The 10,119-nt window shown below is 71.0% G+C and carries 8 protein-coding genes; 1 reads left to right on the forward strand and 7 read right to left on the reverse strand.

Annotated elements, in window-relative coordinates; all coding sequences use genetic code 11:
- Nucleotides 1-69 precede the first annotated feature (69 nt).
- The 6 genes from glgC to VG899_13175 all read right to left on the reverse strand — a co-directional run bounded on the left by glgC (nucleotide 70) and on the right by VG899_13175 (nucleotide 8,744).
- Nucleotides 70-1,305 carry a glucose-1-phosphate adenylyltransferase gene (gene glgC, locus VG899_13150; GenBank protein HWA67301.1) on the reverse strand — a complete coding sequence of 412 codons (1,236 nt, stop codon included), beginning with the start codon at nucleotides 1,303-1,305 and terminating at the stop codon, nucleotides 70-72.
- Nucleotides 1,306-1,350: 45 nt separating this feature from the next.
- Nucleotides 1,351-2,838, reverse strand: coding sequence for a leucyl aminopeptidase (locus VG899_13155; GenBank protein HWA67302.1), 1,488 nt, complete (start codon nucleotides 2,836-2,838; stop codon nucleotides 1,351-1,353).
- Nucleotides 2,838-3,005: a DUF3117 domain-containing protein gene (locus VG899_13160; GenBank protein HWA67303.1), complete on the reverse strand. Its 168-nt coding sequence runs from the start codon at nucleotides 3,003-3,005 to the stop codon at nucleotides 2,838-2,840. The genes VG899_13155 and VG899_13160 overlap by 1 nt, the downstream gene beginning before the upstream one ends.
- A 171-nt stretch (nucleotides 3,006-3,176) precedes the next feature.
- The gene (locus VG899_13165) at nucleotides 3,177-6,668 is read right to left on the reverse strand and encodes a hypothetical protein (GenBank protein HWA67304.1); all 3,492 of its coding nucleotides are present in this window, start codon (nucleotides 6,666-6,668) and stop codon (nucleotides 3,177-3,179) included.
- A 184-nt stretch (nucleotides 6,669-6,852) separates the two neighbouring features.
- Entirely contained in the window at nucleotides 6,853-8,274 is a 1,422-nt protein-coding gene (locus VG899_13170) for an Ig-like domain-containing protein (GenBank protein ID HWA67305.1), read from the reverse strand.
- A gap of 101 nt (nucleotides 8,275-8,375) precedes the next feature.
- Entirely contained in the window at nucleotides 8,376-8,744 is a 369-nt protein-coding gene (locus VG899_13175; protein ID HWA67306.1) for a hypothetical protein, read from the reverse strand.
- Between the two features lie 87 nt (nucleotides 8,745-8,831).
- On the opposite strand from VG899_13175, the gene VG899_13180 reads away from it, so the two are divergent.
- Nucleotides 8,832-9,245, forward strand: coding sequence for a hypothetical protein (locus VG899_13180; GenBank protein ID HWA67307.1), 414 nt, complete (start codon nucleotides 8,832-8,834; stop codon nucleotides 9,243-9,245).
- Between the two features lie 154 nt (nucleotides 9,246-9,399).
- Here VG899_13180 and VG899_13185 read toward each other — a convergent pair.
- The coding region (locus VG899_13185) for a hypothetical protein (protein HWA67308.1) at nucleotides 9,400-10,119 on the reverse strand (720 nt) is incomplete at its 5' end.

Consider the following 10,119-nt stretch of genomic DNA (forward strand, 5'->3'; position numbering starts at 1 on the left):
AGGAGCGTTGGTGGGGGGTAGGCCCAGCAAAGGAGCGTTGCTGGGGAGGGGTTGGGTAGGTGGCGGCGGTCAGGTCGGGATGGTTTGGCCTTTGCCGACCACCACGATGCCGGTGTCGCTGACGAAGAAGCCGCGCGCCCGGTCCTCGCCGTGGTCGACTCCGATCGAGACCCCGGGAGGTACGACGACACCTTTGTCGATGATCGCTCGCCGCAACACTGCACCACGACCCACGTCGACGCCGTCGAGCAGCACGCACTCGTCGACCTCCGAGCCGGTGTGGATGTCGACGCGTGGCGAGAGCACCGACCGGCGTACCCGCGCCCCCGACACCACGCAACCGGGCGAGACCAGCGACTCGATGGCGCTGCCGATGCGGCCCGGCTCGTCGTAGACGAACTTCGCCGGCGGCAGCGGCGGCGTGGCGGTGAGAATCGGCCATTGGTAGTTCCACAGGTTGAACGCCGGCCGCGCCGACACCAGGTCCATGTGCGCGTCGTGGTAGGTCTCGATGCTTCCCACGTCACGCCAGTAGGCGGCGTCACGCTCCGTGGCACCCGGGATCACGTTGGAGTCGAAGTCGTAGACGCCGACCTCCCCGGCGTCCACGAGAGCCGGGATCACGTCCCCGCCGAGGTCGTGATTCGACCGCTCGTCGAAGGCGTCACGCTTCACGGCGTCGACGAGCACCCGCGTGTCGAACACGTAGTTGCCCATCGAGGCGAGCGTCATGTCCGGGTCGTCGGGCAGCCCCGGCGGGTCGGACGGCTTCTCGAGAAACGCGTCGACCTTGCGCCCGTCCGAGGTCTGGATGATGCCGAACGCCTTCGCCTGCTCCCGCGGCACGCGCAGCCCCGCCACGGTCACGCCGGCACCCGACGCGATGTGCGCCTCGACCATCTGGCGGGCGTCCATCCGGTAGACGTGGTCGGCGCCGAACACGACGACGTAGCTCGGCTGCTCGTCGTAGATCAGGTTCAGCGACTGGTAGATCGCATCCGCCGACCCGGCGAACCACCGGGGACCCAGCCGTTGCTGCGCCGGCACCGGCGTCACATAGGTGCCGAGCAGCGACGACATCCGCCAGTTCATCGAGATGTGGCGGTTGAGCGAGTGCGACTTGTACTGCGTCAGCACCACGATGCGCAGCAGGTCGGAGTTGACCAGGTTGGACAGCACCAGGTCGATCAACCGGTAGATTCCGCCGAACGGTACGGCGGGCTTGGCCCGATCCGCGGTCAGCGGCCACAGCCGCTTGCCTTCACCGCCCGCAAGGACCATGCCGAGCACGCCACGGGCAGCCACAGGATCATTCTCCCAGCATCGACGCCGCGGAAACGCCCAGCCGGCCTATGACAGGCTTTCGAGCCAGCGCAGGAACGTGCGTACGCCGAACCCGGTCGCGCCCTTGGTGACCTCGTGCTCGTCCCCGTCGGCGCGCGCCGGCCCAGCCACGTCGAAGTGCGCCCACGGCACGGCGCCGTTGCCCCGCCGTACGAACTCGCGCAGGAACAGCGCCGCCGTGATCGACCCGCCGCTGTAGTGCTTGGCGGGCTCGCCGATGTTGCGCAGGTCGGCGATCGGGGACTCCAGGCTGTCGCGATAGTCCTCGACCAGCGGCATCGACCACACCCGTTCGCCGGCGCTCTCGGCGGCGCTGACGAGCTCGTCACGCAGCCCGTCGGTGGTGGCGTAGCAAGCGGCGTGGCGTTTGCCGAGCCCGAGATAGGCCGCCCCGGTCAGCGTCGCGATGTCCACGACCACGTCGGGCGCGAGCTCACGGCTGGCGTAGGCGAGCGCGTCCGCAAGGACCAGCCGGCCCTCGGCGTCGGTGTTGAGCACCTCGCTGGTGGTGCCGCCGTAGTGGCGGATGACGTCCCCGGGGCGCATCGCGTCCGCGCCGGGAAGGTTCTCGGCCATCGGCACGAGGGCGGTGACCTTCACGCGTACGCCGAGGGCGGCCAGCGCCGTCATCGTGGCGATGACCGCCGCGCCGCCTGCCATGTCGGTCTTCATCGACGGCATGCCGTCCGGGGGCTTGAGCGACAGCCCACCGCTGTCGAAGGTGATGCCTTTGCCGACGAGTACGACGTGGCGCGTCGCACCCGGCCGGTCCCAGCTGGCCTCGAACAGCCGCGGCGGGCGCGAGGACCCGCGGCCCACCGCGACGACGCCGCCGAATCCCTCCGCGGCCAGCTCGGTCTCAGTGCGGATCCGCACCGCCAGCCCCGCGGCCTCACACAGCTCGCCGGCCCGCTCCGCGAGCCACTGCGGCGACTTCTGCAGCGACGGCTGGTTCGCCAGGTCGCGCGCCAGGTGCACCGCGGCGACCACCGCGGCCGCCTGCGCGAGCGCGGACTTGCACTCGGCGGCGTTGTCGACGACGAGCTTCACCCGCCGCAGCGCGGACGGCTTCGCCTCCGCCCCGGCGCGGAACTTGTACGACGCCAGGCCCACGCCCTCGGCCAGCGCGCGAACCTCCTCGGGGCCGCGGCACGCGGCGATGGTCGTGGCCAGCGACTTCGAACCCGACGCACGGCGGGCGAGAGCCGCGCCGACCCGCCGCAGCTGCGCCGGCGTACCGTCACCGCAGCCGACGAGCAGTACCTGGTCGACCCCGTCGCGATGCAGCGGGATGGCGACCAGCTCACCCGCTTTGCCGCTGGCCTGCTCCGCCTTCAGGAACGGGCCGGGATCGACGCCGAGCGCGTCTAGCGCCTCGGCGCCGGCACCCACGTCCGGCAGACCGCGTCGGCGTGGGACGGTGGGAAGGGCGAGAACCTGGCCAGCGCCGACCAGCGGCCCGCGAACGGCCGCGATCGACGGAGCCGTCGCCACTAGGCGACGGCGGACTTCAGCGCGTCACCGAGTGCCGTGGCCTCGTCGGGCGTCATCGCCACGACGAGGCGGCCACCACCCTCGAGAGGCACGCGCATCAGGATGTCGCGCCCCTCCTTGGTCACCTCGAGCGGACCATCGCCCGTCCGCGGCTTCATGGCAGCCATGCGCGTGCTCCTTCACTTGTCAGTCTGTGTCCGCTCCGCGAGGGGCGGCAGGACTCCATTATCGCGGACATCGCAGTCTGGTGCGCCGCGAGTGCGGATTTCGGGCCGCTGCAACGCGAATCGGCCGGGCTCACCGCGAAGTGAACCCGGCCGATCGTGGCGCTGATGGAGCTAGCGGACGGTCACTCCGACGACGTTGGTGAATCCGGCGGTGACGCCACCCCGACCGGCCACCCGCGCCTGGAAGCGCAGGCGCTGACCGGGGTGAGCCCGCAGCGTGCCCGTGACGTTGCCGTGCCCGCCGGTACGCCCACTGCCGATCTTGTGCCGGACGCCGCGACGGAGCTGGTAGAACGTCACGCCGACGTTGGCCAGGCTCGGGTGGCTGAGCACGACGAGCGACAGGCGGACCCGGTGTGGGCCGAGGACCGTCTGGTTGACGTGCATCCTCGGGTGCTCCGCGCCGGTGCAGTGCGTCGTGCAGCCGGTCGGGCCGCCGCCGCAGTTGACGGTGCAGCCGCCCGCGCCGAACGTCACGGTCGCCTGGGCCGGGTTGTTCGTCGTCGGCGCGCCCGCGCTGACGTCGGTGACGGTGACCACGTCGCTGCCCGAGCCGCCGCCGTCGACGTAGGAGATCGCGGCGGTGCCGCCCGATCCGGTCGTCGCCACACCGGAGGTGTGGTTACGGCCGGCGACCGTGTAGTCGAGGGTCTGGCCCGAGACGCCGGCGCCGAACTGGTCGAGCACCTTGCCGGTGATGTTGACCGTGCCGCCGTTGGCGACGTTCTGCGTCGCCGGCGTCGCCGTGACGTACGTCGGCTTCGGCGCCTGGAACGTCGCGGAGGCGACTGCCGGACCGAGGCCACCGGCCTGCGGGCTGCCGACGGTGGCCTGGACGGTCACCTTGTCACCGGACGCCGGGTTGGTCTCGGAGATCACGAAGATCGCGTTGCCACTGGCGTTGGTGATCACGTTGCCGGCCGTCGAGGCGACGCTTGCCGGGCCGCTGACCACCGTGAACTGCACCGGCACGTCGCCCAGCGCAGCTCCACCCGGGCCCGCGACGTGCGCGGCGAAGATCACCGTCTGCTGGCCGCCGTTGCCGGTCGTGACCGTGCAGTTCGGCACCAGCGAGTTGTCGTCGGTGACCAGCTCGTCCGGGCAGTTCAGCGTGAGGGTGCTGCCGGCCGGCGGAGCCGTCCCGACCGTCACCTTCGCCGAGACCTGCGGGTCGTTCGAGGCCGGGGCGGTCTCACCGGAGCCTTGCGGCGCGAAGAACGTCACCGCGTCGGTGCCGATCGCGCTGCCCGCGGTGAGCGTGCAGGTCGTCGTACCCGACTGGCTGGTCGCCGGGCAGGCGACCGGCGCCTTTGTGGCGTCCGGGCTGCCCGAGGCGACCACGTAGTCGACCGTCACGCCGGGCAGCGGCGTCGAGTTGGTGTTCTGCGCCAGCACCGTGAAGGTCGCGGTGCCGCCGGTGACCACACCCTGCGACGTCGGGGTCACGGTGAGGATCTTCACCGCGGTCTGGCCGCCCTTGACCACCGAGAGCGCCTGCGCGCCGGTGGTCAGGTTGCCCGAGCTCGCCGCCACGTTGACCGTGCCCGCGGTGTTGGAGCTGACCCCGAACAGCAGCTGGCCGGGGTTCGCCGGGTTCTGGCCCGTCGTACCGGAAAGCACCAGGTTGTCGGTGTAGGTCGGCGGGTCGAGCAGGCCGAGGATCGGGTCGCCACCTTCGGAGGTCTCGTTGTGGGAGACGACCGTCAGCGGCGGGGCGCCCGCAACGCCACACGGGGACAGCGACGGGCCGGGCGGCGTCGCACCGATGCCGAGCAGGCCGCCCTGAGCCTGGCCGAGACCCTGGGTGATCGTGATCGTCACCGGCTCGGACAGCGCCGGGCTGAGGTTGACCGCGTAGACCTGGCAGCCGCCGGTCGCGACCTCAGCCGAGTGCTGGCCCGGTGCCAGTTGCGGCGTCATGGTGATCGAGGACAGCGTGACGAAGTTCGCCTTGACCACCGCGTTGGGCTCGGTGTTGGCGAACGCCGCCTGCATCGCGGTCTCGTTGGCGCCGAACTGCTGGAAGTTCGTGTCGTCGTACACCGTGACGGTGTCCAGGCCCGCCGCGCCGTGGTTCGGCACGTTGCAGGTCCAGTCCGAGGTGCCGCCGTTGAGCGGGGTGCACGGCACCGAGGTGTCGGCGGCGTTGCCGGCGTCCGGGCCGTTGGTCACCGTGAAGCGCACGTGCGGGACCTCGGTGGCCGGCGCGTTGACGTGCGCGCTGATCGGGGCCGTGCCGCTGACGGCGTAGTTGCCGGAGGCGGGTGTGGCGGTCACCGTCGTACCGAAGGTGATGTTGATCGTCGTCGACGCCTCGCCCGCGTCCTGCTTCTGGTTGTCGTTGGCGTCGTCGAAGATGTTGAGGGTGTCGGTGCCCGGCGTGCCGCCGTTGGTGATCGAGCAGGTCCAGCTCGCCCCGGCGCCGTTGCAGAGCACGGCCGGGCTGGCCGGCGTCATGTCGGGGTCACCGGCAGTCGTGACGGTGTAGTCGATCGACGGGGTGTTGCCCACCGGTACGCCGCTGACCGAGACGCTGACCACGGCGGTGCTGCCGGGCGTGTGGGGCGGGTTGGTGTCGGTCGCCGACAGCGACTCGAAGGCGAAGTTGTTCGACGCCGACGGCTCGGTCGCCTCCGCCGTGCCGTTGTTGTTCAGGTCGTCGAAGACCTCGATGGTCGGGTTGTCGGCGCGACCGCCGTTGCTGAGCGTGCAGACCGAGGTGCCGGTCGTCGCGGTGGCGGTCGTGCGCTGGAAGGCGGTGCAGCCCGGCGCCGCGCTGTCCTGCCCGGCGAGGACGAGCTCCTTGATCACCGGGGTGTGGGCGACGGGGACGCCGGTCAGGCTGACGGTGTAGGAGGTCTGGTTCGGCTGCTGGTTGCCGGCCGGGGCCTGGACGATCGTGATCTGCTCGAAGTTGACGTTGAACGTCGCCGCGGCCGGTTCGGTGGTGTCCTTGACTCCCGGCGTACCGCTCGGGTCGGCGTCGTCGAAGATCGTGACGTGGTCGACCCCGGAGGTCCCGTTGTTGGTGAACGTGCAGCTGTAGACGCCGGTGACGCCGGTCTGCGCACAATTGAAGGTCTGGTTGGCCACGCCCGGCGCGTCCGGGTTGCCGGCCTGGATCGAGCCGACGATGTTCGCCGGGTTGTCGGCGGCGGCGCCGGTGACCTGAACGCTGATCGTCGCGGTCTCGCCGGTGCCGTAGAGGCTCTGCAGCGGCGCGGCGGCGATGGTCTCGAAGCTGACCTCGGCCGGGGCCGACTGGGTCTTGGGGGCGGTCACGTCGGTGACGACGACCGTGTCGGTGCCGGCGCCCTTGACGTTCTTGACGGTGCAGGTCCATTGGGTGTGCGTCGCGGACAGCGCGGTGCACGCGGCCTGGGTGAGGCCCTGGTCAGGACCGTCGGTCACGTTGAGGACGAGGTTCGCGGGCGTGACCGCGACGTCGGTGGTCACGTCGACCGTCGCCGTGGTGCCAACCGCCCAGCGGGGCTGCGTCGGGGTCGCGGTGATGTTCGCCGCGGCGGCAGCAGGAGCGGCGAGCGGTACGCCGAGCCCGATCAAGCCGGCGGACAGTGCCGCGACCGAACTCAGCCAACGCACGGAGTGCCTGGTGTGCATATGTCGTGCTCCTCCCGGACTGCCCACAACAGAACAGTGTCCCCGCTACGTTGAACGCTCAGAGCGCAGGCCGGTAGTTGCCCCAGGTCGGGCAATACCGGTCAACACGGGACATCATAGGGGCGCACCTGCCGCTCCGCCCGGCAGGTCGGGTGTCCGTTTCGCACTATTTTTTCGGTCGGTCTACCGCCGGTTCAGGGCCGCTCACCAGGGCCAGCGAGCCCGCCGGCTCCGCTTGCCCGTGGCGTCCGTCGCGGTTGACGTCGTCCCACGCGCGGATCGTGTCCCTGCCTTTTCGCGAGACCGGGTAGCCGAACAGGGCCACACCTTTCGCGTTGGTGCGGACGATCCCCGACGCCGCGTCGGTGCCGGCCACGGCGAAGTGAACGGGCTGGCCAGGCGCCGGCACCCCGCCCGCCCCGGTCACCACCGCCGCGACGAGCTCGATCGCGCCCGCTCGCGCGCCGGGCGCGGCTTCGACGGTGAGGCTGGTCGGCACGACGGGGGCCGACACCGTGTAGCTCGCCGCCGCGGTGCACGACCCGGCTGGGCACTGCGCGGCCGGGGAGGCGATCGTGGCGGTCAGCCTGCCGGCGCCGTGCTGGCGGCGGCGGGTCGTGACCGTGACCGTCGCCGTACCGTCCGCCGCGGTGACCGGCTGGGACTCGGTCCCGGCCGCGAGCGCGCCGGTGTCGCTGACGGCCAGGTCGACCGCGACGCCGCCGACGGGGTTGCCGAAGCCGTCGACCACCCGTACGACAAAGCGGCGCGACCGGCCGGCGACGATCGATGCGGATGCCGGCGAGACGGTGAGCGCCGCGGCGTCGGCGGGTTCGGGCGGCGCGTAGCCGATCGCGGCGTGGCCGGAGAGCCGGTCGGCGGTCGCGGTGACCTGCTGCTGACCCGGGGTGGTGGCCGTGACCGCGGCGAAGGCGACGCCGGCCCGGTCGGTGGTGGCCGGATAGCTCGACTCAGCTGCTGCCTCCGGTTGGCCGACCGGCTCGGCCGGGCCCACCGAGCCGTCCGAGACGGTGAAGACGACGGGCTTTCCGGCCAGCGCCTCGCCGAGGGCGTTGGTCACCGCGGCGCAGACGACAGTCACGCGCGCCAGCGGGACAGCCGTCACCGGCGTGGCGCCGTCGGTGGAGCACGCGTCGTCGTCGACGGCGAGCCCGCTGGCATCCATCGACACCTGCTGGGCGTACGCCGGCCCGTCGAGGAAGTCGACCGTGCCGGTCGCGGACTCGTCGTCGCCGGCGTCGATGACGGCCACCGTGTCACTCGTCGGGCTGCCGGTGCCGCCGCGGTCGCGGTAGCCGATCGTCGCCGTACCGTCCGCGCCGGTCGTGACGTTGCCATGAACGCCGTCGTTGCGCCCGACGACGACGTAGGAGAGCTGCTGCGCCCCGCCGGCCCCGCCGACCTGCACCGTCAGCGACACCTCGCCGCCCTTCGTGACCGACAGCGCCGCCGGCGTCACCGTGAGGTCACCGGCCGCGGTCGCCGCATCGGCCTCATCGGCGTGGCTGGGTGTGAGGCTGACGGCGAGCAGGGCGGTCAGTGAGGTGGCAACGAGTTCGCGGCGCACGGTGGCTCCTCCGGTACGGCGGGAAGGAGCGGTGAACGTAGCGGCGCGCGTCAGGAGCGCGCCCGGCGCCGTCCACAGCCGGGCGCCCCGGCACCGGCTAGCTAGTGCGCCAGCGCCGCGACGCTGACCACGCCGCCGATCGAGGTGGCCAGCATCCCGAACGTCGCGATGACGACCGCGCGGGTCTGTCCGGCCATGTCGCGGTGCAGCTCACCGGCGAGCTTGTCGAACCGGCCAGCGAGCTCGGCGAGCCCGGCCCGGGTCTCACCGCGCAGCTCAGCCATCTCGCCACGCAGCTCTGCCATCTCGCCACGCAGCTCGGCCCGAGCCAGGTCGAGATCGCGCTTCGTCGCCACGTCCGCCCAACCGCCCGGCGGCAGGTGCTCCATCAGGGCCTCGCCAACTTCGGCCCCGAACGTCGCGACGAAACGCTCGTGCATCTGATGCCGAAGCGCTTCACTGATCGCCAACTGTGCCTCCCGCGGTCGCGTCGCGTCCAGTCTCGTCGGCCGGCAGGCTGCTCTAGGCTCGATCGAGCCGTTGTGGAGGAGCCGCAGATGCCCAGCCGCCGTACTTCGCGTGCCGCGAGCGTGACCGCAGGCCTCTGCCTGGTCGCGGGCGCGGCGGCGTGCTCGGGATCCTCGAGCCCGTCGTCGAACCCGACGACGTTCGCCTCGCCGACCTCACCGCCCCCGACCAGCCTGCACGGGCACAAGGCGGGTGGGCCGAACGGGGTCATCACCGCGCCCGCGTCGAACCCGCCGAGCAGCGGCGTACCGGGCGGTTCGGAGACGTTCCCCCACGTCGACACCCAGACCGATCGGCGCATCCTCGACCACGTGCTGGCGATGCCGGGCGTGGCGCATGCGGCGTACTACCCGCAGTTCAAGCAGTTCCAGGTGTATTACACGCCGAGTGCCACGAGCGCAGACCGCCAAGCGGTCTACGACTACGTGACCAGCCACAGCTAACCCACCCCACCTCCTCCTCGAGCCCAACGTTGTTGGTCTTTCAGGGCTGCCTGAAAGACCAACAACGTTGGGCTCGACGTGTGATCTGGGGGTGAAACGCCGATGGGGGCGACCCTTGCGGGCCGCCCCCATCGGGGTGTTCAGGTGGTGCTTGTTACTTGATGCGGTGTCCCACAGCCTGCGAGAACTCCGAGCGGTACTGCGTACCAAGGTTGATCACCTTGGCCGCGACCCGCCAGGTCGCTCCCGAGCGCAGACCCGAGAAGGACAGCGAGGCGTTGCCGCGCGGGCCCGTGTGGGTCTGGCCAACCAGGTGCTTGATGCCGTTACGCAGGCGGTAGATGTTCACCGTGCGAGTGGCACCGAGCGACGGGCTGGTGTGGACGATCACCGTCAGGTGGTGCTTGTGGAACGACGTCAGGCTGACCGTCGGGCGCTCCACAGTGGTGTGCTGAGCCGAACCGGTGAAGGTGATGGCCTCCTTGCCGGACGCCAGCTGCGTGCCACCAGGACCGGTCACCACCATCGAGACGGTGGAGACACCCGGGGAGTTGCAGCTGAACGTGTAGCCAGCGATACCTGAGGTGTTCGTGTTGAGGGTGGCAGGTGCACCACCGTTACCGGTGATCGCCGCCGGCACACAGCTGGCCTCGTTCGACCCGCTGCGGACCACGGAGATCACACCCACGCCACCGTTGGTGCCGGACGTCGTACCAGTCGGAGCACCCACGATCGGGTTCTGGAACTGGTCGACCAGCTTGGCCGTCACCGTGACCGCAGTCGAGGTGGCGACCTTGTTGCCCGGCGTCACCGTGAACGTCACAACCGGCTGCGCGAGCTGGTTGTAGAAGTTCAGGGTCAGCGTGTCGCTGGC

The organism is Mycobacteriales bacterium (assembly GCA_035550055.1).
Classification (GTDB): domain Bacteria; phylum Actinomycetota; class Actinomycetes; order JAFAQI01; family JAFAQI01; genus DASZTV01.

What these genes read in the sequence shown, in the direction of transcription:
- VG899_13180 (HWA67307.1), top strand. Translation starts at nt 8,832, where the DNA reads ATGCCCAGCCGCCGTACTTCGCGTGCCGCGAGCGTGACCGCAGGCCTC.
- VG899_13160 (HWA67303.1), bottom strand. Translation starts at nt 3,005, where the DNA reads ATGGCTGCCATGAAGCCGCGGACGGGCGATGGTCCGCTCGAGGTGACC.